We start from the raw sequence: 21292 nt of genomic DNA, 5'->3' as shown, positions 1-21292 counted from the left end.
AGTTGTGCGGTCACTGTACCAAAGATAATTCTGGGTGCTTGTGCTCAGTCGCGTAGCCAATCTCATCCAAGTGCCAGTGGAGCTTCTGTTGGCCATCTTGCACCTGGTGAAGTCGCACGTAAGCTTGTCGGTGATCAGTCTGCGCAATGCAGAATGCCGTTTTCAACTCTCCAACACTGTTTGCCCGAATTTTTAGGATTTTGTTGGTGTCAATGTCACCCTCAATGAGCCGGAGCGTGATTGTTTTCTGATGGTGCGACGCCCCATCCAGCTCTGCAAGCCCCAAGTATTCTCGCGTTTTCGTCTCAATTTCTGCTGCCTTTTCAATGTGTCCTTGCACCGCAATTTCGGTAGCGTCCTCGCCATTCGGCAGGTGAATAACAAACGGATTTTTGAGGGATTGGCCACTGTTGGTTGCGATGTAGCCTTTAGAAAATTGATCAACCTGCTTTTTTTTCAATCCGGTCAAACCAAGCTCCCGATCTAAATTAAATAAGTCGGTTGCCCCGTGGATGACCGATTTTAGAAACAAAGCGGCGGCAGCAGTCGTAGCGCTCACCAGAGCCTTACTACACCCTTGATCGAGATACACTTCACTTGTGTGCTCCATACCGGAGTCTAAGTTCGTCACGAAATCACCATGCAAGAAACTCGCTTTTTCGTCAGGAAAAAATTGCTCAGCGAACTCGGTGCAGAGCGACGTCGCGGCATCAAGAAGACGCCTGACCTTGCTATCTGCCAGCTCTGGAACATTAAGTTCCACGGCATTGGGCCCAACCGAGCGGATGGGCGATTGCGTAAAAGCGGCTTTGAGAATTACTACCCTTTCCGGACACATTGCAATACCTCTTTGTTTAATTTGTCGTGCAATACTTCAAGGCAACGACAGCGACCAACACTGATTGGGAACCGGCCAACCAAGTACTTTCGAGAGTGTTTGCCAGTCGAAATCGCATGATTGAGCGATAAGCCCGAAAGACCGGCAAATTGGCGTCACCATGTAAGGCTGTCGCGCTGCCAGACCTTATTGTTTCAGAGAGGACCGAGCGCGTTTCGCATGAAAACCGTGTTTTTTGCGCACCGTTTGTCGACTAAGGAGAAATTTTCAAAGCGACAGAGCACATTTCGTGAACAAACGCATTTAGCGGTGCCCGGAAGAGGCGATATGAAATCGGAGCTGTTCGCCCCATGCCCGATATGGGCGGTGTGCAAACTTAGAACGGGAATATTTCGCGTTAGTCTCTCGGCAGCTTGGAAGATACGCTTCCAATCAAGCAAGTGAAAACCTGGAAATTCGTGCAATGCTGGACTTAACAAATCGCTTGTGCCAACAACAACGTCACAACACAAGTAAATCCTGGCCCAATTTGGTTGGAATATTTCGATCTTCAGGGCGGACGCTTGGTCGCGCTTATTTCGAGCCCTAACGTAGTCTTAGCTGAATTGGCCACCTTCGAGTTTACGGAGGACATCGCTCACCCATCGTCGAATCGAATCAATGCCTTTCCATACTCTCCGCTACTGGACCAGTGGTACCGGCGGAAGGCCACGCCTTAGAGAACTCCCTTTCCTTCGAGCTACAGCAGACGAATTGCCTATTGAGGTTCGATCCGTTGTCCTGACGTCCGATCTCCAAGGTCGCGAATACTTGTCCCGAAAGTTGCACGGTACGGAACGCCTTCTTGGGGAAGCAGTCGCTGACGAGCTTGCAAAACTCAGGGGCGCCGGAATAATTCCCGATATCTCAACGCTATTATCCTGTGGCGATCTTTATGACTATCCCGACTGTCGAAAGGTCGGTGGAAGTGGGAACGTGACTGCAGCTTTTAAAGCTCTCTCAACCATAGCGAGGCAGGTGGTCGGAGTACTCGGCAATCATGACCATGTAGATCCCAATGAATACTTACCCTCAAACGTTCCGCTGCTGGACGCTGACTTATTAATGGTTTCCGGGTTCCGGGTTGGAGGTGTTAGCGGGGTGATCGGCGACCCGAAGCGACACAACCGGCGCAGTGAAGAAGCATTTTTAGCCGCTATGGAGCATGTGACCCGCCAATCCCCGGATATTCTTCTGCTTCACCAAGGGACTGAAGATGTAGGATTAAACCAACTCGGCGTCCCTGCCATTGCACTATCTCTGGAAACGGGGTTCGCTGGAATGACAGTATTCGGGCATACCCGTTGGTCAGAGCATTTCTTAATCAATCTAGGTGATGGACAGGCTGTGAATGTGGACGGCAGGGTCATTATCGTCACCTGATAACACGCATCAGTAAAAGTGACGGACTTGCCTGATCTTTGTTATGTCTCCCGATAAGGAACGATATTCATGGCCTTGGCGCAGAGCCACCAAATACAAAAGGTTCGACCTCTTCCCTATTAATTACAACCAGAGGCTGCTCTCGAGGCTCACATTTTTCTGAACTCCAAAAAATGTTAAGTGACTGCATCAGATAATGCGCCAATGCACATCGTACCGGAACCTTAAGTTCATGGTCATTTCCCATCCCATAATCCAGAGCAACCATACGCTGTTGCGCAGCAGTGAGCCCTGAATTGGGAGCTAGACGGAGCACAATGTGGTTCTGCCAGTTGTAATCCTGACTAGGGTCCGCGTCAGTTAGCGCCTCTCCAATCAACTCTGCGCCAGGGTTCATCCGCGTCAGGACAAAATCGCGAAAGTTTCGGTGCTTTTCACACCAGGCTCTCACGTGCCATCGAAGCCCGGAATAAACCAGAGTATGGGGCGCTATAATCCGGTCTTCGCCTTCCGGAGTCGAAAGAGAGCGGTAAACCACCTCTAGCCTGCTTCGGGCTTGTGTTGCCTGCACCACCTGGCGCACCACATCAGTTGACACCGCACGGTGCGGAAGGGAAAGTGATTCTGTTGGCGCGGGAAGATCTTTTAAACCTGCAAACGAAGGATTCAGGGTATTGTGACGAGTCATTAACGAGAGGTATTCGCCCAGTTCTCCTCGACTATACCGAGGCCGGAAATCCGCATTTGGCACATAGCCGCGATAACTCACAGAATGTTTCAGGTTCCCTGGCACGTCCTTTAGATAATCCTTCAAGATGTGGCTTGCAGTGGTTCGGCTATTGATTCCGAAAGCTCTCTGCAAATGCTCAGTAGTTACCCGCCCTTCCCACTGCGCAACCACCTCGAGAAGGTGAAACTGGTTCTGCCTGTCCCAGGTAATATCCTTGGCCGTCATAGCTTCCCTAACGTTACCGTTCAAAAATTGGACACATTGTGAATCCGTACAGTATCGCGATAGCTACCGGTTCCTTGTAAACATGTAGCTACACATTACCAACGGATGCTAGTGATGATAGCAGAGTTCCCGAACCAGACGGCCGCGCAGAAACCAGCACTCACCCCACTGGATGATTTGCTGCAAAACGAACTTCAACCGAACATTGGCTCTTGTGTTAAATCCGGATGTCTGGTGCTTGTCCCCGCTCAAACCGGCATCGGCAAAACCCACAGTATCAAACAGCTCATTCTTGAAGAGCTGGTGGCCACTGGACCAGACTCCGGCAGAACGATCTACTACATCACCAACTCAGTCGACAACGTTCGCCAAACCTATGAAGAGCTCTGTGAGTTGATCGACAAACAGGCTATTGACGGCAAACCCCGCTTTTCCAGCAGCCAAAAGGCCGCGCTGAAAAGTCAGATCGTGTATCTGCCAAGTCAGGGGAACCAATTGCTTGAAGTTGAGGAAGCTTCGGTTGAACAAGTCATCGAACTGTTCGACCTGAATTCGGATGCCCAGCTTCGTCACAACTGGAAAACTGTCAAGAAATTAGGCCAAACCATTAACGACCACCCGACTGTTCGGGTCGGCCTTCAAGAGTCCCTCGAGCGGGAGGCTGCTGAAACCTATCGACAGATAATCAGCCATATTCAGGCCCGGCAACGCAGTGAAAATCCAGTCACTTTATCTGCGAGACATTATGAGATTTTGGACAAGCTCATTCCCGGTGATCGACTTCGCAGGAAAGAGGCGCGGGTATGCTTCATGACGACCCGGAAATTTCTCGCTGGTTATCAGACAACGAAAAACCGTATCCATCCCATACGAGAACTTAACGATGCCCTCATGCTCATTGACGAGTTCGATCGCCAGAACGAAATTATTCTTCAGTTCATGGCAGACCAAAGGGCCATGGACCTGATCGAGCTGACTCGAACTCTGCACGCCAATCTTCTGCAACATCGACTGGAACGATCCAATCGATACGAGGGTATCGAGGACAAGTTCGGCACCCTGCGCTCCGCTCTCTCAGACTTTGCAGAACGCTGGAACCTACAGTTCGCCTTTAACATTGACGGTGCCAGCCTGGAGAATGAAAAAGTCCGACTCTTTTCAGACCGAACCGTCACTCATGCACACAGCTCAGAACACATTTTCAAACTGGTCACCGATGAGAACCTGCAAAAAAACATCATCCGAAGCGAGCCCAGGGAAACCAAGGGAGAACGCGGCAGTACTCAAAACCGAATGAGCCGATTTATCAACGAAGCGGATTGGCTGTTCCGTCGCTTCATCTGGATCATGCGCTCCTCCGTGTGGCTCTACCTGAATAACCTGGCTAAAACTGACGTTGATGGCGGACATTCCAAAAGTGCGACCCTACAGAATGCCGTCCACTCTATTTTGAGGCACTTCAACCTTCAGGATCTTCGTACCGTAGTGTTTGCCGCATTCGACGCTCAGGTCAGCTTTTCCGGTAGGCGCTCAAACACTGACTTCTCGGATAACAGGGCTGCCTCCAGAACCTATCATGACAACGGTTTGAAGCTGACCGATGTACGCCGGAACGAAGGCACTCTCGATACGGTTAGTTGTTACTACACCGGTTTTACCGTTACCCCAACAGGCCTGTTGGCGCGACTCGTTGAAAGTGGCGCCAAAATCGTCGGTATCAGTGCGACAGCGAACTCCCCCACTGTTACCAAGAACTTTGATCAGGACTATCTGAAAACCCGTCTCGGATCGCATTTCGTTGAGTTAACCCATGATCAAAAAGCCAGGATTGGGGCCTACTACCAGAGCCGGCGGCGTTACGCTGAGGCAGGTGTCCAGGTAGGGATAGAGTTTATAGCACCTGACCGTAACTTCTTGACCGAGGCACTGACTCATAACTCTCGTCAGGCGGTTCGAAAACCCGGAGCGGTATTGAACCAGTGGCTTGGAAAAGACGGAGATGGGGAATTTGCCCTTACCTGGGTGTCCAGGCTTCTCAAATCTCTTGATCACTTCATGGCCGCCGACACCAACCGCTATATGCTCGTGTTGCTCAACAGAACGATCAGCCCCGCAAAACACACCGATTTCATCTCATTTTTGAAAGAGTTTCTTCAAAAAAGAAGCGAAATGTCCGGCCGAGGGTTCAAGCTGTTCCCTGGCATGGATGCTCAGTCCATGCGCCTCGGTGAGTTCGAGAATGCTCTTAAGCATCTGAGTACAACCAACGACAAAGTCATCATGCTTTCAACCTATGCCTCCATGGGAGAAGGCAAAAACCCGGATTACCCAGTAGAACTTGAACAAGATCGAGCAGAGTTAATCTGGGTAGGCTATGGCGCCGAGCCGAGCGAAGCCAGAGCGGATATCGACACGCTCTACCTCGAAAAGCCCACCCATCAATTGCTGAGTGATTCTGAGGACTACCAAATTAACCAATTACTACTCTTCCATCAGATCATGGCGCTTCAGGAAGCTGGTTGGATTTCTCCTCGGGAAGCGAGAGGGTGGGTCAAACAAGCCTTGCAAGGTACCTCACAACACTTACATCTGGGACGCTACTACGAAACCGGGGACTATGAGTGGCTGATTCGAAAAGTCATCGAGCAAGCTGTTGGCCGCACCGCACGAACAGCGTTTAAAAGGCCCGCGATCAAGCTCTTTGCGGATAGTGACCTCAGGCCGGTCCTTGGAACAGACCCACGATCTCGAGACTCGCTGTCGCACGAATACATTGCGCTGACAGAACATGCCAACAAAGCAATGCAGTTTAAGGGTGATGACCGAGAGTTGATCCGACTGCACAACAAGGCCGAACTCTATACCGCTGACACACTTGGCCTCATCCGTGAACTGATGTCAGGGTTTCATGGAGCAGATCCCGAAACGGCGATCAGGAACTGGGAGGATCTGCGCAAACAGCTACTAACCGAACCTACCCGAGCAAAGCCATCGGCAAGCAATCCGAGGCTATACATACAATCGCCTTCGATTGGTGGCTATCGGTTCTCGGGAAATCTTGAAACAGATGAGCATTACCTAGAGTCAGATAGAGACCTTCAGTTCTTTGATCAGGCCCATGGAAGCAGGTGGATCAGCGAAGCCGAGAGCGGGCTACTAGCGCTTATGAAAAACCCCATTGTCTGCGGCCATTTTGAATCAAAAGGCTATGCAACCGGCTGGCAACAGCTCTCTTATATCATGAATCCGGCAGCCTTCTTCAATCTGTACAAAGGTGCCCTCGGTGAAGAAGGCATCGAGGCCTTATTGCAGCATCATGGGTTACTTGTAGAGAAACTGCCGTCGGAAGCCTATGAGATGTGCGACTTCCTGCTTCGTGTGACGCCAGATAAACCGCCCGTTGGCATTGACGCCAAACACTGGCGCTCTGACGGCACCATCGAAAACCACCCGTACAAAGCAAATGAACTAAAAACCAGTATCGGTATGGAGCATTTCGCTTACATCAACCTCTTTGGCGAAGAGGGTAAACGATGCCGTTATCTTTCGGAGGAACTTAAACCCTCCAGCCGGACCGACAGCTCGGTGTTGGAAGTTCCGGGACTTCTCAACCCCGACACCGGAGAAATCCTTCATAACAATCTGCAAGCCCTGCTGGAATGGATAGGTGAATGCCAATGAACTCCGTACTCACATCTTTTATCAAAGAAACAGTGATTGATCACGCCGCCCTTTCGGACAGGTTTGAGGTTGCCTGCCTCTCCTATCAGAGCTTATCTGCCAATGAGAGAAATGCCCAACTACCCCATATGCCAACCCGCATCTACCGATCGGCCCGAGTCCTTGCCCTACTTCAGGATTGGAAGCACAGCCAATACTGGGTCTTACTGCCCAAAGGCATCACTCCCAACCTCAAAGATGATTCCTTGAGTGTAAGGAAAGAAGCCTTGGATTCACTCCATGACTGGATACTCCGGGCACTTTTGATCAGGGCCATGCCACGATTACTCAACCTCGAGAAAGACAAACAACAGCGAGTCGAAGCTGATGGCCTTTACTATGTTACCAAATACAAAAGATTTGAGTCCGACGGTAGCATCATTACCACAGCGAACGTTGATCCGCAGAAATGCCCGGCCACAGGCATGTGGCGATTGATATTTAAAACCAGCACCTTCACCCCGCTCAAAATGCACGGGGACAAAAATGGGAGGCTAGCATCAACTATAGCGCGAATGCCCCGCTATGAACTGGACACGCTAAACCAGGAGGTGAAGCGCTCCAGTGACGGTCAATACGTGAAAAGAGCGTTGTGGAGAAAACACAAAAATCGAGTCTCCGCCATCAAGCTCAGCGGAGCGATCACGCTTGAATCCTATTACCAAACCCGATTGGGCGTCCTATCCATGTTTCTCGAGGATATACGGCTTGCCTACGGCGATGCTTTTAGTATTGAGCTCGACAGCGTCCAGCCAAGTGCCCGAAAACAGATCCCGGAACGACTGGTGAAAAAAAGCTACACCGAGCTGAATGAATTAATTAAGCAACAACCCATCTGGATTATCAACTACAGCCACGACCGTAATTCTACTGCCCAATTGGAAGCAGAATTACGCCGAATGGGGGTCCACTCTGTCCCGGCTAACGACATCAAACCAGATGGGCTCAACATCCTTGTGGTCAATGATAAAGAAAACTACCAGGACGGTGAGCCGGACCCTTACAAAGTAGCCCGCAAAAACCATCCGGATGCAGTTATTCAATCCTGTTATCCCGAACGGCTAATCGAAAAGGCGAACAAACACGTCGTAGAAGTGCTCGTCAAAGAGCTGTTCCTCAAGTCAGAAATCCAACAGCGCAAACTGATGCTGGACTATCCGCCCCTGCCGGGAGATGCCTGGTTCATCACATCGATCCGCCCAAAGGACAACCCAACCAACCCCAGGATTCGCTGGCCGATGTTTTTCTGCAGGATAAAAGACCAAAATTTGGAGTTCGGCGAGTTGCCAGAACACATGGTCGAGGAAATACACGCTAATTTGACCCAACAGCAACAACGGAGTGTATTCCAGGGGTTTGATCGTGCAGACATTGTTTTTTGGCCGGACTCGGGAGACGCATTCATAGTCACCGATACCGGGGCGGTATGCCTGCCAAATGAGCGTGAAATTCACACGCTAGTGAAAGAGATTGATCAGGCCATAGGCGACGGCGTACCGACCGATCTGGTAATGCACTACTGTGCTCAACATCCAGACAGCCCCATTCTAGACCAACTGACAGACATCGCCTCGGGATACAGCTCAACAATACCGGCAAGTGCCTTCAAGAAGCTGAAATACCGGGGCCAGGCCAACAAACATTTCTTTAACAACCTTGCAGAAAACGGATATCGATTGAAAGCGTCACTGCAGTCAAAGGACGCGGGGCCGCTGTCTTCAACTTCCGGACTATGGATCGACGAAGCACGCAGGCTATACGCAGCCGGGGACATCGGATCAGCAAGGCGAGATCAAGAGAACTTCAATCATATTTACCATGTTGACACCAATGGTATCCCTGTTCCCGACTGGTTCTGGAGATCGCTCGAGGTATGGCATATCCGGCATAAAGGGACAACCGTGTTCCCCTATATTTTCAAGCATTTGAGGGAATATGGGGAGCGCAGGGTTCTGGCCAAGCTGTAACATTCAGCTCAGAGCTAAAGGGGCATCAGCCGGACGGAGGCAATCCCAGGATCGCAGCCCTTAGCCAGTCAGCGGCTTGCTGGGAGATGGTATCATTGTGCTCCTCAGCAATGACGTAAGTCACCGTGCTTTCCATTGCGTCCTGAATCTGTTTTTCAATTGGATCTTGTGGATCAGCTACCGCGAGACCGGCGAGCTTAGATAGAGGTCCGCCCTGTGCCATTGCCGATTGGCGCTCTTCAACCCAGCATTGGGCCTCTTCTCTGGATGAAAAACGTTTCTTCGTCACCCAATAAAAACAATCCGGCAAGGGAATAGAACGGCCATCCCGAAGATAAGCTATTATCTCTGCGTCGATATCGGGCATGTAGGCGGCCTCGCTTTGCAAGCACTCCAAAGCCGCCCGAAAAGTTGGTAGCGGATCCGGGAACCTGTTGCGGAAATCGAATGCGCGGTAAGCAAAGATCTGATGAAGGGGATCATGGGAATCGATGTCAGTGCACTCCACTGTCGCTGGTGCCATTTGCGGTCAAGGGTTTGGTTAGCTGTAAAACAATAGGCCTCATAAGGTAGGTCACTGACACTGAGCATCGAGATAACAGCGCACCCGAGCAAGATCACCGTCAAGCATGACATCTAAGGCTGGTCGCTCCTCAAAGTACCTGTTGGGTTTGCGCGGCCAGGCATTCGCGCGCTGCTCATCTGGAAAAAGAATTCGTAAGGCTTTGTATATGCCGAATACATAGCTGATTCGCTCCAGAGTATCGGATGGAATTGGTGCCCCGGAACCAGTTGCCCAGCCCTCAAATTCGAATTCATCAGGATCCCCGATTAGAGTGAGGATTTGAGAACCTGGGACACGCCACCCTTGGACGATCCGGCGGTAGGTGCGGATTATTGCTTTTTGTTCGGCTCGAAGCTTTATCATGTCACGATGCTCCTCTGGAGAGACATAAGCGAATATTTTGGCAAACATCCCTACTGATATACGCAGCCCTGTCGGCTTCAACTTTTTCAATCGCGGCGCTGATGTAACCTGCCTCAGCCTGTTTGGCCTCACGTATTTGCTCTTGCGTAGGTTGAGACGAGCGAAACTGCTCGACCGGATCGTCGAGATGTTTCTGGTTGGCGTCGGAGCTGCTCAAGTTCTTGGTGTTGTCGCTCATTTCCTTAGCATAGCGTGTTTTTGAAATTGAGTTGCGGGTAGGAACGACAGTGTTCCATTGATCCGAGTTCCGGAAGGGATAGACTTTATAGCGCCCGATCTTAACTTCTTAGCAGGTGCGATGGCACAGAAGTCTTATCAACCGATGTAAAAAGACGACGACTGCGCATTTGTCCTTACCTGGCAATTAAAACGCTTGGGAATGCCCCCTCAGACCAGATGATCATCATGAACGGAAAACCGAGAGAATCTTCCGATCATATTTTTGACGAAATGTCAACTATAAGTTGACTTTAAGGATCATGTTTCTTATACTTCCATAACCTCATACAACACAGTAATGAGGTAATCCAATGAAGTCCCGCATCAACTCCGCCGTTTTCTCCAAGAAAGACTCTGATGAGACCATCAACGATCTTAGTGATGTGCAGTACTCTGTAATCAAGCCCGGCAATATCAACCATCCTTCCCATAACCTCCTTAGTCCAGAGGAATTTACTGAAACCTGGAAGGCCTATAAGAATGGATCTGTCGCGGCCCGAGATAAGATCCTGTTGGCCAATCAGCGACTTGTCATGAGATTCATCCGGAAGCAGAGAAACGGCCACCCGGACGAGCGTGACGACCTGTATCAGGTTGGCCATCTTGGGCTTCATCACGCCTTGAAAAAGTACGAGCCGGAGAAAGGGGCTTTCAGCACGTACGCCTCGAGATGGATTAAATCTTATATTCATGAGGCAAGAGCAAAGTCTTCCTCCGATGTCTACATCCCCCAAGAGACCCGTAAGTTCAAGAACAAGGTGATTCGGAGGGTGTCACAACTTCAGGAAAGGGGATGTGACAACCCATACGAGGAGGCGGCCCGTGAGCTTGGCAAGTCAGTGGGGCAAATTAAATCGGTGATGGCCTTGAAAAAGCGAAGTCTTCAGACACCCGTTGCCTGGTCAGAAAACTCAGAGCACGTTCAGACGCTGCAAGACACACTGGAAGATGATAGGTCGAGTAACCTCGAAGCCTTTGCACAGAACTCTCAGGTATCACAAATCGTGAAGGATCTGTTGGGCACTGCCCTGAGCGAGAGGGAAGCCCGGATTATGCAACTGTATTTCGGATTGTCTGCGATTGACTGTAACAGGTCCTTCGCGGCAGTGGCGCGACAAATGGACATAACTCGGGAGCGGGTCAGACAAATCTATATCGAAGCTTCGGCAAAACTCAAAGCACTCGGTGGGGATGTTAGCGTGATAGAGGCTCTTGAGGGCATTGAGTGATGCCCTACGTCCGTCGATCTTTGACAGATAGCACCCCGATACTGATGGCTGAGATGCTCCGCTGGTCGTAGATCGTTAGGAAGGGCAGGAAGCCCCAACGAACCGTTGGAAATCTTCGCTCTTGCCCTGTTCGCTGAGCTCGCCAACTCTAATTCCGGTACATCACGGACTCAAATTGATTCTTTGACGGTAAAGGCCGTTAACCTCAATCGGCTATCGCTTTTGCTCCAAAATTGAATGAGTGTTTGCTAGGCACTGTAAAGCGCCTTAAAAAAAGTACCGACTTTCAGCGTTTTGGAATCGATCACCGTGCTGAAATGTAATTCAGGATTCTGATGATTTTCCGGACATCAGCAAGGGCTCGGTGTTCGGTAGGCGTGGAATCGTATTTCCTTAAGTAATCTGAGACCTTGTCCGGCTGAATCAAACTTTGCACAGGGCAGAATCGGAAAGTCGGTTCTTTGCCAAGGTATTTATAGAGTTTGACGATCCATGGACGATCAGCCGGAACATAATCGGAATACACAGTAGTGCCAGCGAGTCGCCTGTCCAGGCGTGCAACAGCATCCACAACGGAGATCCCTTCTCTCAGCAAAGTTTCGCGAGAGATGTGATGAATATTGGATTCGGCATAGGTATCCCAGTGAGTCCAGTCATCAGGTGGACAGATCAGAAAAGAGTCGTAGATAGTCGGGTTATGCCGATGGCCCCAGGCTATTTCAATCGGGTAACTCTCATCTCCGAGGCCACTTGCCTCAATATCGATAATCAACATTAAGCCCCCCCCTTTAGGTGGATATAACACACCGAAATGCTTTGGATTTAGGCACTCCATGATTCACACAAACCCGATTGTTCGTTTCTGGGGCTGAGCTTCAGGAACATGCTCGCGGCTCAGTTTAAAAGATTCCCGGCCATGCGACTCACCAACTGATCGGATGATCGCTCGCTCCAGCTTCAGTTTCATATCGCGAATTGAACCCTCGGTTAACTCCTGGAGAACCTGGCTGCTCAGGGGATCGGGAAAATGTTCCACCACGTTGAACTTCTCAAGTAGCTGCCTGTACAGGTTTTGGGCAAGCTCCCGCATTTCCTGTTTGGTTGGCGCCTCAATATTGAAGGATGAAAGGCGTGATCGCAGAGCCGGGCGCAATGCTTCGATATTGTTGGTCGCGCAAAACGCCAGGACATAGCTCGTGTTAATCGGCATGTCGAGAAACAGGTCTCGAAAATACTCTCCGCTGTCTCGATCAAACAGAGTATAGAGGGGGTGAATCACGGAGTTGTCCTCGGTGTCCTTTGCCATACACAACTCATCAAACAGAATAACCGGTTGGCCATCTTCGGATTCCTCGATCAAGAGGATCCTGGCGATCTTTCCGGGCTTGGCGTTCTTCCACCCTTTCGACATCCCAGCTAGCTCAAACCTCTCCATCATCTGTGAAACTTTGAGGTCATGGAAAGGCTGACCGAGAGCTTCCGCAACAGCGCGAACGTAAGTTGTTTTTCCAATCCCGGGTGGCCCTTGCAAGTTAATTACCGGTAGCGAAAACGCGCTTCCGCCGATCAGCGAAAGCTTGTAGCGACCAATGATCTCGGTGGTCACTTCACGAAAGTTCGGAAATTTCACCAACAGGACTTTCAAGGCCTTCAAAACGCGCTGCCGGGGTGCATGGAGTTTTCGGCTGGGACCGTTCTCTACAATCTGTTTGTAAAGGGCTTCATCGTGCTCTGATTCAGCCAGAATCGGATCGAAACGAAAATAGTCCTGTGATCTGATGAGCTCGAAAGATGTTTGGGGGCGAGGCTTGGTTTTGCGCATAGTCTCTTCTGCCTTCATTTGGTCAATCGGCAATTCCGTGATGGACTTTTCTGGGCGAGCTGCTTTGTCGTTATTATCCAGAGCATTTGATAGGTGTTTGGCTGAACTCATTTACATTCTCCCGGGTCAATGGCAACAAATCTGAAATCTGGCTTGACACAAAGCTTGTCATTGCGCCTCTCCTCAGATTCCATTTACTAAACGCTTGAAATTCGAGAAAGCGTGAACGTTTTAAGAACCCCCAGGAAAACCTTCCGTTAGTATTTCCCTATCTGGCTATTTCTTTTCATTGCCGGTCTAAAGCGGCCAAAATCTTCACCATCTTGTCATTTTCAAATTGTGTGATTTTATACCGTCCGTGTTTGTTCACCGCGCGAAGATACCTCTCGACTTCAGCAGAGCGGCTGCAGGCTTCCATCATGATTTTATTCACCGCTATTGAATTGAAGAGTGCACTGGGTTCTCCTATTAACCTATCGATCTCCATGCGTTTACTGGCCAACTGTGAGCGTTTTTTGCTCAAGAAAATCAGGGCGACCATGACACCGGCCAAGGCAAACACCCAGTGAACCGCTATGCCCAAAATAACTGTCACACCCACAATGCAGGAGAACAGCAGAACGTTACGGCCCGTCATCAAACGTAAAGACTTTTTTCTTTGAACCAGATTGCTAAACACCTCTGGGTCATAAAGCTTTTGCTCCCATAATTCTTCTTCCAGTTGGGCGGCCGTGGGCTTTCGTTCTTTTACGGGTGTCTCGTTAAGCATTCGGTTACATCCTTCGGGTTATAGGGTCGTTCACTGTCCGGAAATGACCTGGAATTATCAGCACATCAGTCCCCCTCCGAGTAATCGTCAAACACATCGAAAGCATCGAACGGATCGTCCTTTTCAACGCTTGCCTTGAGACATACCTCCCGATACTCGCCTTCCAGTCGGCCCAGAGCGCGACAAATTTCTTTCCAATAATTAAACGGCAGGCGGAATACCGCTGACTCGGTCCTGAATTCAACGAGCGAGTGGTCACCTGAATACTCAGCATCGTCCAGCACCACAATCTCCATCTCCTGAGACGATCTGGTCTGATTTATTGTTTCGCCTTCATCGTCCTCAGTCACAGACTTCCAAGATCGATGCTTTCCCCATACAGGCATAAAATTCACAACACGAGGCATCACCAGCGTCAGGGGCAAACTAAAGCGCCATTCATCGGAACCCTGCGAAGAGACCACAAGAAACAATCCCGGCTGCCAGATTGAGGCATGTTCTCCGATGAGCTCTCCTTTTAAAGAGACTCGATAGCGAGCATCTTCCATTAACAATCCATCGCAGACTTTCTCTAACCCCTGCGCAGTTTCAAGCGCAATTAGTAACTCGTCCCTGTTTTGCCGAAAGGAGCGCTTCATGGCGACTGTGCCCGAGGCAGGCGGAGTAGCCTCTTGTTTGCGATAGGGGTTAACAAAAAGCTCATGCTGGCTACTGAATACTGGTTGCTTTGCAGGCGCTGGCATCCCTTCGAAATAACGACTCATATAAGGCACACCGGCAACCACGGAGGCCTGAATTCGGGCAACCAGCGTGGCGTTATTGTGGCACCGCAAGTTACGACCGATGACAAACGCCTGACCAGCCGAAAGATCACTCCGCACCACCGAACTGATATGTGTGCCATCCGCCTCCGCTACCCGCCCCCGCAAAAGCTGATCGGTCTGTGAATCCGATGATGAGAATGCAATCACAGTACCGATGTTCTGGAGTAGGCAATCCAGCGCCTCGCCACGTTGCGTGGAGGGCACCTTTGCGCTTAAAGCCGACACACTCTGGGTCGCCACCAGGTTGATGTGCCCGTACCCCCGGCAACGATCAAAAAACGTCGTGTCGTCGTATAAACCGCCGGCAGCAGAGTCTTGATCAATATTGATCAGATGCTGGTACTCATCTGCAGCAAAAAAGGTGTAGAAGGTATCTCCACAACCGATTTCTTTGTGTCCTTGAAAACCTGTAATTGTTGCGATCATCCGAATGCGGAGCAGTTTTGAAATGATGTGGGCCGATTTTCCAAAGCTGTCCACGGGAAGGTCCAGCAACAACACCTTTCGATCTCTATACAGCAAATCCTCCATGCAAAAACCACGGATCTGATCCTGTTCGTCATCTGGTTCACTGACCGGTTTTGGCGAGAATTTGTTACGCAGGTTGGCATCTGCACTGAACGGAACCAGCGCACTGATAAGTCCTGCTGTCTGCCAGGTGTACTGCCTCTGTATTTCCTCTATGCCTGGCGGGTCTATGCCAAGCAATTCTGACCTCCCCATGCCCAGTACACTGAATGCGTTAGAAAGCACCGCGTTAAGCAGCTGGAGGTAATCTGCCGGAAGGGATTCGGCCCAACGCATGAATGGGTCGAATTCACTAACAAATTTTTTGGGAGCACTCAGGGCATCCGCAATTTGAGCCAAGGTAGGCTCCTGACCCATAACGCGATAAGTTCTGCGAATAAACTGCGCATCCTGTAGCCCCAAACTTCCCCAGTAAGGCTCACGGGATTTTGGCCGGATATCGTCCAGGAAAGCCGAAAACTGAGCATCGGACATACCTTCAATCAGGTTGTAAGGCTCTGCATCGTCGTCCGCGCCAATCACGATAACCTGATCGGGATACTTATCTGCGAGGTGCCGGCATTCGCGTTTTACATCTATAATCATTCCGGGACATCCCGATTCAATTAACCCGACAGTGGCGGGCCCCTGGATCGAAGTGGATTTTCTAGAACCCGTAGCACCCAAGGTAATTAGGTGGCGATTAGCATCATCAAAAGTAATAATTACCGGCCGTTGAAGACCTTTATAAATGGAAGCATAGTTATCTGAATTTCCGGATACCTTGGCGTACTGACCATGTAGAGGCTTTAAATCAACTCCATTAAGAACAAGCAAGGGTTTGTCTTTCAGGCTCATAGAAATTCCTCAAACGGTGTTCGCCAAGTACAAATGTTAAATAATGGGAATATGGTTCAGTGAGAGAACACCTATTCCTGATATTAGGGTTCTCCGAATCAATAACCGCATAGCCGATTCTTTAACGGTTATTCCGAGACTATTAAAATAGAATCGTGGTGATTTTCCCGATCTAAGGTGGATCGCTTAGTGAACGCATCGTCTCACCCATTTTTGTAGGTTGACCCGAATTTTTTTCCATCCGCTGTTGTCATATACATCCCTCTCTAACCTGACGTACAACGTCAGCCAACAGCATGCAGTCATGGACGGCTCTATGAGGTCGGTTTATCTGCGACAAACGCCGGTTCAACTCCCCTCGCCTAGATCGTATGACCAACTGATCAATCGGCATGAGCACCGCGGGGCAGGACCTGCCTACTGATTCAAAAAGTCGGGAAAGCCAACGTTGGTCCTGATAAGGAGCATCCGAAAATACCGGGTGGCCTAACAGCAACTTCTCCACTCTCTGAGCAACTACCACCACATCCTTCCCGCGCTCACAGCAGTGCTGTCGGGAGATGCCGTGAATCTCCGTTTCCGCATAATTGTCCCAGTGATCCCAACCGCCAGCACTCTCAGGGTTGATCAAGGTTGAAAACGTTTCGCTTCCATCAAGGCTGACCCAGGCGATCTCAATCGGATAGCTCTCATCGACCAGACCACTGGCTTCGATGTCCAAAATAAACATGCAAACTGATCCTCCTGTTGGCGTATAAGTGTTCTTGGCTGTGAGGACTCTTGCTTTACTCAGCCCGACTTCGATTGAAAGAAGTTCTCACCGACCGGCCTCAGACAGAGGGCACATTTATCACACGATCTATCCGTCACCTCCCCAAATAAATTCCTTTATGAATAAGTTAATGCAAAACTAGATCAACGATAATTTCTTCATTTCTGACCTGAATTTATAACCTTCTGTGCCTGACAGGTATAATACTAATATTATGCAAGCGGCTGATATCTGCATCCCTGAATATTGCGCCAAACTCATCAGAGATATGCCAATCGCAATACTTAAACCAATTAATCTAAGGTACGATGCAAAGAGTAAAAACTTATCTTTTTCAGGCTTATTTTTAAATTCGATGCGCACTATATTTTTTTCCACTATAAAGTATGTTAGTTTTGAAAAAACAATTAAAATGCCCGCAAGAACCAAAAATACCAGACCCGCATAGTTATTTTCAGTTACGCTGTAAGAAAACCCAATATTGACAGCCGCAACAGCAAACATTGGCATCACGACTTTTGAGTATTGATTGGTCAAAAGCTCCGAAATCATTTCTTACCTCCATTTTCATTTAAATAATGGTATAGGGTGGCCTATAAGGTATCCGGCAAACAAAGTGGCCTCTCGGCCACCGTATATCTGCCCGCACCTGGAAACGACTAATGGAGTGGGGGCTTGATTCGTTTTGGAACCTCAAACGCCTTGAACGCATCTTCGCCAATTTCACTAAATGCCTCCACGGCTTCCATAAGACTCAGCAGATCATTGCCAACTGACTCCGCTTCATTCTGCTCAAGCCATCGACGTTGCTCTAAGGCCAGCTGATAAAGTTCCTGCTCTCCTACATTGGGAGGGACGAAAGGATATTGCCTTCCATTGTTGCGGTGTTTCAGCGCTAAATCCGTTGAGTCTTCTTTCAGCAACGCATGACGCTTCTCATCTGCTCGCGAGTTCACGAGTTTCAATATCCGAGGTTTTTGTCTCATAACAACGTCCTTTAAATCTGTTTTTAATTAGCGAGTTTGCAATCACAATGAGAGCCTACGTCACGCATCGGAAGGAATAACGAGCAATGACCTCGGTCCGCCGCTTTCAGGGGCTTAGCCAATTCCTAATTCGGGTCTATCAGCAGGGTTAGATATTTGCTTCTTGAGCTTCCTATCAAACACGCTCCTGATCTTTCGGTGCATGTTGATACTGAAGTAAAGTCTTTCGCAGAGATCCAATGTCTCAATCGGCCGTCCAATGGCCATCACACGATTCTCAAACACCTTCGCACACGCCTTAAACGCGTTTTCAATGGAGTTGTCGGAGTATAAATGCAGGCTGTCACCAGTCCGGCTCCCGTAGATTGGCGCGCGCACAGACTGCTCATAAAGCGCAGCGATAACTTCATCGAAGTTAGAGTTCCGTTCGCCCCCGAATATAATGCGATGAAGTTGCGACGAGATTGCTGGAGAGGGTGTTGACATAGAGTCAGTCTTTGCATTAGCATCTTTCATAAGAATTGTCCTGTTTAGGATTTGAGTTAAGCTGGCAGTGTCTAGACGCGACCTGAGAACCTCGTCGAGACAACCTCCCCAAATTGGGTTGCAGCTTTTCGGTAATTAAGTTAAGATGAGATAGAAAAAGAAAACTGAGTGCTGTTAGCTTTTCCCGACCTACATCGATAATTATAGCTCGGATGGATACTTTTGTCAATATTTTATTGACTTTTAGGTTTTTTTAGTGTTTGGCTAGCGATAAAAAGTTTTCAAACCTAATCCAGAAATCTAAATTTCCAGTATTTTCATAGCGCCCTCCTTGTCTAATTCAGTGCACACCTTTTTGAATTGGCGGCATTTTCTCATATCAATATCTTTCTCCCGACAGATCTCTTAGCTGATCTAGCGTCATAAGTTTTTTTCGACGAACCAGTCCAGACAGAAAATATTTTTGGTGGTATGTCGCGCACCAACCTTGCCCTGACTCAAGAATCTGAGCGGTCACAATACGCTGACCTGCCGCGTAAGGAGCTGGAGCTGACTCAACTGTACCAACGACCCTCACGTCCCCTGCAGGGAATCCCTCATCGGTAACCAGCCTGATGTACTGCCAATCGACCAGGTGAACCTCAAGAGAGCGCAAGAGCTCCCTGTATTCAGCCTCGTCCATCTCACACCTCACCCTGCGTGCCTGTCTTCAAGCATCTTGTTGGTCTGCTCGCCCATGCGCTGGCGCTCGCTCCACCGTGATTCTATACCCTAGGTCCACGCTTTCCCCTGAAACCTCAACCTCATCTCCGATCTGAATGTCCGCTCTCTCCAACAACTCTTGCGGAATCACGACATAATGGTTATTGCCATCGAACTGGATTTTCCGCTCATGCGACACCTTTTGGCGATGTTGGGCGATTACCGAGATAATCAGAATCAGGCCTCTCACTCGCTGCGCCTTTTACTTAGCGTGCGCGGAAGGTTCAGCTCATACCGGCCCTCAGGCTTGTGTTTACTCACCCAACACTCGTATTTGACGCTCCGCCAGAGCCGTTCGACAAAGATGTTGTCATGGTAGCAGCCCTTGCCGTCCATGCTGATCCGGATGCCCTGTTCTTTGAGAACGCCTGTGAAGGCCTCACTGGTGAACTGGACGCCCTGGTCAGTATTGAAGATTTCCGGCGTTCCATGGCGCTGAAGAGCCTCTTCCAGGGCATCGACACAGAAATCGGTGTCCATGGTGTTTGAGACTCGCCAGGACAGTACCTTGCGGCTATGCCAGTCAATAATGGCGATCAGATACATGAAGCCCCGGGCCAGCGGGAGGTAACTGATGTCTGTCGCCCACACCTGGTTAGGCCGATCGATCCGGAGCCCTTTGAGCAGGTACGGATAGACCTTGTGCCCATCGCCCGGAATGCTGGTTCTCGGGCGCGGATACACCGCCTGGATGCCCATAGTGCGCATCATGCGTTGAACCCGCTTGCGGTTTACCGGGTGACCCTTGTGCTGCAAATGAACTCGCATCTTGCGAGAGCCGTAGTACGGCGTTTCCAGATGCTGCTGGTCAATCAGATACATCAGCTCCAGATCCTCCTGACACCGTTCACGAGGAATGTAATAAACCGATGAGCGACTCACTTTGAGCAGCTCACACTGGCGCACAATACTGACCTGGGGATGACCTCGCTCGATCATCGCCAACCGACGTTGACGGTTTACTGATCGAGCTTGCGCGACAAAAAATCGCGTTCCACCGTCAGCTTGCCGATCTCGCGGTAGAGTTCATCAGTATTGGGCTCGTCAGATTGCTTGGCGGACTTTCTCTTCCCCTCGAAGAGGTCGGTCGCATTGTCCAGCAGCTCGCGCTTCCAGGTACTGACCATGGTCGGGTGAATCTGGAACCGGGCAGCAATCTCAGAGGTGGTCTCGTCTCCTTTGAGGGCAGCCAGGGCGACTTTGGACTTGAACGATGCGCTGTACTGTTTGCGTTTCTTGCTCATGATTCTCCTCCTTGTGGAGATGATGAATCAGAGCTTAGGCACCTGTCCAAATTTCGGGGACCACTTCACTCAACCACCGGATAACAGGCATCACCCCACAACGTCTCTGGGTGATCCATCATTATCGTCAGGATGACCGGTACCAACTTGCTCATCAACGCCACACAGTCCCGAATCTGATCACGATTCACCGAGCTGCCCCAAGTGGCCCCGCCATGAATCAGCTGGTTCCGCAGTGTATATATCCTGGATAAGGCAATGCCGATAACGCTTGCCGTATCCTGTTTGCCCAAAGCGGTTTGGGCTGCAATCTTCGCCCGGTCAAACTGACTCTGCCATTCCTCCTCGGTAAGCTTGTCATTGTGAAAATCCCAGAACGCCTGGAACACATACCGGTTGTTAAGCAGAACTCGGATACTGCGGGGGAATTCGCTCCATGCAAGTTCACCCAGAAGTCGCACGCTATCCAGTTCCGACAACTTTTCAAGAAAGCTACGGAAAGAGGTTTGCTCGGATGCCCGGTACTCTTCGCTGATCTCAGTGGCATAGGCAGCGTTGAATGCAATCCAGAGGAATATGAACTTGCCATCGAGGTCATCCTGCATTTCCGCACGCTGAAGCCAGCTCAATGAGCGGTGAACGCGTAGGCTGAGGTTCGAATGGTAGTTTTCTCGCTCAGTTCTGTGACTATGTTTTAACCGCTGGTAATCCATATTCGCTCCCTGCCTGTTAGCGCCTGCATTCACGCCTCAGCTGTTGAATGGAACTCCGGCCTGAAGCCACTGGCGAAAACATTCACAAGAGTTCGAGAGGTCGAAACATCGACTGTCTTCGGAAGCTTTTCAGAATCTGCCTGGCCATACCCGGAAAAGCTCCACTTCAGAATTTTGCCATTACAGACAGCATAGCTGTCGTCTTCTTTTA

At 49.9% G+C, this 21292-nt stretch carries 19 protein-coding genes and 1 pseudogene; 4 read left to right on the top strand and 16 right to left on the bottom strand.

The annotated features are described in order from the left end of the window. Positions 1-10: 10 nt before the first annotated feature. Positions 11-838, bottom strand: coding sequence for a hypothetical protein (locus tag DIT72_RS14215; RefSeq protein ID WP_135955901.1), 828 nt, complete (start codon positions 836-838; stop codon positions 11-13). 660 nt (positions 839-1498) lie between these two features. Here DIT72_RS14215 and DIT72_RS14210 point away from each other — a divergent pair. Then, positions 1499-2260, top strand: coding sequence for a metallophosphoesterase family protein (locus tag DIT72_RS14210; RefSeq protein WP_135955900.1), 762 nt, complete (start codon positions 1499-1501; stop codon positions 2258-2260). A 67-nt stretch (positions 2261-2327) separates the two neighbouring features. Here the strand turns inward: DIT72_RS14210 and DIT72_RS14205 are convergent, their stop codons facing one another. Further along, entirely contained in the window at positions 2328-3215 is an 888-nt protein-coding gene (locus tag DIT72_RS14205) for a WYL domain-containing protein (RefSeq protein ID WP_135955899.1), read from the bottom strand. 114 nt (positions 3216-3329) lie between these two features. On the opposite strand from DIT72_RS14205, the gene DIT72_RS14200 reads away from it, so the two are divergent. Next, complete coding sequence (locus DIT72_RS14200; protein WP_135955898.1) at positions 3330-6896, top strand: hypothetical protein; 3567 nt, start codon at positions 3330-3332, stop codon at positions 6894-6896. Next, a complete protein-coding gene (locus DIT72_RS14195) occupies positions 6893-8902 on the top strand; it encodes a hypothetical protein (protein ID WP_135955897.1) in 2010 nt (669 codons plus the stop codon). Before DIT72_RS14200 ends, DIT72_RS14195 begins: the two co-directional genes overlap by 4 nt. Positions 8903-8927: 25 nt before the next feature. Here the strand turns inward: DIT72_RS14195 and DIT72_RS14190 are convergent, their stop codons facing one another. The 3 genes from DIT72_RS14190 to DIT72_RS14180 all read right to left on the bottom strand — a co-directional run bounded on the left by DIT72_RS14190 (position 8928) and on the right by DIT72_RS14180 (position 10068). After that, positions 8928-9269 carry a hypothetical protein gene (locus DIT72_RS14190; protein ID WP_228260826.1) on the bottom strand — a complete coding sequence of 114 codons (342 nt, stop codon included), beginning with the start codon at positions 9267-9269 and terminating at the stop codon, positions 8928-8930. A gap of 207 nt (positions 9270-9476) precedes the next feature. Further along, complete coding sequence (locus DIT72_RS14185; protein ID WP_135955895.1) at positions 9477-9830, bottom strand: MbcA/ParS/Xre antitoxin family protein; 354 nt, start codon at positions 9828-9830, stop codon at positions 9477-9479. Between the two features lies 1 nt (position 9831). Then, positions 9832-10068 carry a hypothetical protein gene (locus DIT72_RS14180; RefSeq protein ID WP_135955894.1) on the bottom strand — a complete coding sequence of 79 codons (237 nt, stop codon included), beginning with the start codon at positions 10066-10068 and terminating at the stop codon, positions 9832-9834. 352 nt (positions 10069-10420) lie between these two features. Between DIT72_RS14180 and DIT72_RS14175 the strand changes: the two genes are divergently transcribed. Continuing rightward, entirely contained in the window at positions 10421-11338 is a 918-nt protein-coding gene (locus DIT72_RS14175; RefSeq protein ID WP_135955893.1) for a sigma-70 family RNA polymerase sigma factor, read from the top strand. Between the two features lie 304 nt (positions 11339-11642). Here the strand turns inward: DIT72_RS14175 and DIT72_RS14170 are convergent, their stop codons facing one another. The 11 genes and pseudogenes from DIT72_RS14170 to DIT72_RS14120 form a co-directional block, all read right to left on the bottom strand. Beyond that, positions 11643-12113, bottom strand: coding sequence for a 3'-5' exonuclease (locus DIT72_RS14170; RefSeq protein WP_135955892.1), 471 nt, complete (start codon positions 12111-12113; stop codon positions 11643-11645). A gap of 63 nt (positions 12114-12176) precedes the next feature. Further along, positions 12177-13271: an AAA family ATPase gene (locus tag DIT72_RS14165; protein ID WP_135955891.1), complete on the bottom strand. Its 1095-nt coding sequence runs from the start codon at positions 13269-13271 to the stop codon at positions 12177-12179. Between the two features lie 175 nt (positions 13272-13446). Beyond that, a complete protein-coding gene (locus tag DIT72_RS14160) occupies positions 13447-13929 on the bottom strand; it encodes a hypothetical protein (RefSeq protein WP_135955890.1) in 483 nt (160 codons plus the stop codon). Between the two features lie 65 nt (positions 13930-13994). Continuing rightward, positions 13995-16118, bottom strand: coding sequence for a type IV secretory system conjugative DNA transfer family protein (locus DIT72_RS14155; protein ID WP_135955889.1), 2124 nt, complete (start codon positions 16116-16118; stop codon positions 13995-13997). Positions 16119-16368: 250 nt separating this feature from the next. Further along, positions 16369-16848, bottom strand: coding sequence for a 3'-5' exonuclease (locus tag DIT72_RS14150; RefSeq protein ID WP_135955888.1), 480 nt, complete (start codon positions 16846-16848; stop codon positions 16369-16371). Positions 16849-17028: 180 nt separating this feature from the next. Beyond that, positions 17029-17442, bottom strand: coding sequence for a hypothetical protein (locus DIT72_RS14145; RefSeq protein WP_135955887.1), 414 nt, complete (start codon positions 17440-17442; stop codon positions 17029-17031). Positions 17443-17549: 107 nt separating this feature from the next. After that, positions 17550-17876: a hypothetical protein gene (locus DIT72_RS14140; RefSeq protein ID WP_135955886.1), complete on the bottom strand. Its 327-nt coding sequence runs from the start codon at positions 17874-17876 to the stop codon at positions 17550-17552. Positions 17877-17990: 114 nt separating this feature from the next. Next, entirely contained in the window at positions 17991-18392 is a 402-nt protein-coding gene (locus DIT72_RS14135; protein ID WP_135955885.1) for a hypothetical protein, read from the bottom strand. A 999-nt stretch (positions 18393-19391) separates the two neighbouring features. Further along, positions 19392-20063, bottom strand: a pseudogene (locus DIT72_RS14130) (IS3 family transposase); the annotation flags it as partial. Positions 20064-20083: 20 nt separating this feature from the next. Next, a complete protein-coding gene (locus DIT72_RS14125) occupies positions 20084-20368 on the bottom strand; it encodes a transposase (protein ID WP_114612952.1) in 285 nt (94 codons plus the stop codon). A gap of 65 nt (positions 20369-20433) precedes the next feature. Further along, entirely contained in the window at positions 20434-21081 is a 648-nt protein-coding gene (locus DIT72_RS14120) for a HEPN domain-containing protein (protein WP_135955883.1), read from the bottom strand. Positions 21082-21292 lie beyond the last annotated feature (211 nt).

It is taken from the genome of Marinobacter orientalis, from assembly GCF_004792665.1.
GTDB lineage: Bacteria > Pseudomonadota > Gammaproteobacteria > Pseudomonadales > Oleiphilaceae > Marinobacter > Marinobacter orientalis.
The sequence above is the reverse complement of the archived record's forward strand: the minus strand, read 5'-3'. Positions and strand labels throughout refer to the sequence as shown.

Coding starts and splice junctions, on each gene's coding strand:
- DIT72_RS14215 (WP_135955901.1), bottom strand. CDS start 838: ATGTGTCCGGAAAGGGTAGTAATTCTCAAAGCCGCTTTTACGCAATCG.
- DIT72_RS14210 (WP_135955900.1), top strand. CDS start 1,499: ATGCCTTTCCATACTCTCCGCTACTGGACCAGTGGTACCGGCGGAAGG.
- DIT72_RS14205 (WP_135955899.1), bottom strand. CDS start 3,215: ATGACGGCCAAGGATATTACCTGGGACAGGCAGAACCAGTTTCACCTT.
- DIT72_RS14200 (WP_135955898.1), top strand. CDS start 3,330: ATGATAGCAGAGTTCCCGAACCAGACGGCCGCGCAGAAACCAGCACTC.
- DIT72_RS14195 (WP_135955897.1), top strand. CDS start 6,893: ATGAACTCCGTACTCACATCTTTTATCAAAGAAACAGTGATTGATCAC.
- DIT72_RS14190 (WP_228260826.1), bottom strand. CDS start 9,269: ATGCCCGATATCGACGCAGAGATAATAGCTTATCTTCGGGATGGCCGT.
- DIT72_RS14185 (WP_135955895.1), bottom strand. CDS start 9,830: ATGATAAAGCTTCGAGCCGAACAAAAAGCAATAATCCGCACCTACCGC.
- DIT72_RS14180 (WP_135955894.1), bottom strand. CDS start 10,068: ATGAGCGACAACACCAAGAACTTGAGCAGCTCCGACGCCAACCAGAAA.
- DIT72_RS14175 (WP_135955893.1), top strand. CDS start 10,421: ATGAAGTCCCGCATCAACTCCGCCGTTTTCTCCAAGAAAGACTCTGAT.
- DIT72_RS14170 (WP_135955892.1), bottom strand. CDS start 12,113: ATGTTGATTATCGATATTGAGGCAAGTGGCCTCGGAGATGAGAGTTAC.
- DIT72_RS14165 (WP_135955891.1), bottom strand. CDS start 13,271: ATGAGTTCAGCCAAACACCTATCAAATGCTCTGGATAATAACGACAAA.
- DIT72_RS14160 (WP_135955890.1), bottom strand. CDS start 13,929: ATGCTTAACGAGACACCCGTAAAAGAACGAAAGCCCACGGCCGCCCAA.
- DIT72_RS14155 (WP_135955889.1), bottom strand. CDS start 16,118: ATGAGCCTGAAAGACAAACCCTTGCTTGTTCTTAATGGAGTTGATTTA.
- DIT72_RS14150 (WP_135955888.1), bottom strand. CDS start 16,848: ATGTTTATTTTGGACATCGAAGCCAGTGGTCTGGTCGATGAGAGCTAT.
- DIT72_RS14145 (WP_135955887.1), bottom strand. CDS start 17,442: ATGATTTCGGAGCTTTTGACCAATCAATACTCAAAAGTCGTGATGCCA.
- DIT72_RS14140 (WP_135955886.1), bottom strand. CDS start 17,876: ATGAGACAAAAACCTCGGATATTGAAACTCGTGAACTCGCGAGCAGAT.
- DIT72_RS14135 (WP_135955885.1), bottom strand. CDS start 18,392: ATGAAAGATGCTAATGCAAAGACTGACTCTATGTCAACACCCTCTCCA.
- DIT72_RS14125 (WP_114612952.1), bottom strand. CDS start 20,368: ATGAGCAAGAAACGCAAACAGTACAGCGCATCGTTCAAGTCCAAAGTC.
- DIT72_RS14120 (WP_135955883.1), bottom strand. CDS start 21,081: ATGGATTACCAGCGGTTAAAACATAGTCACAGAACTGAGCGAGAAAAC.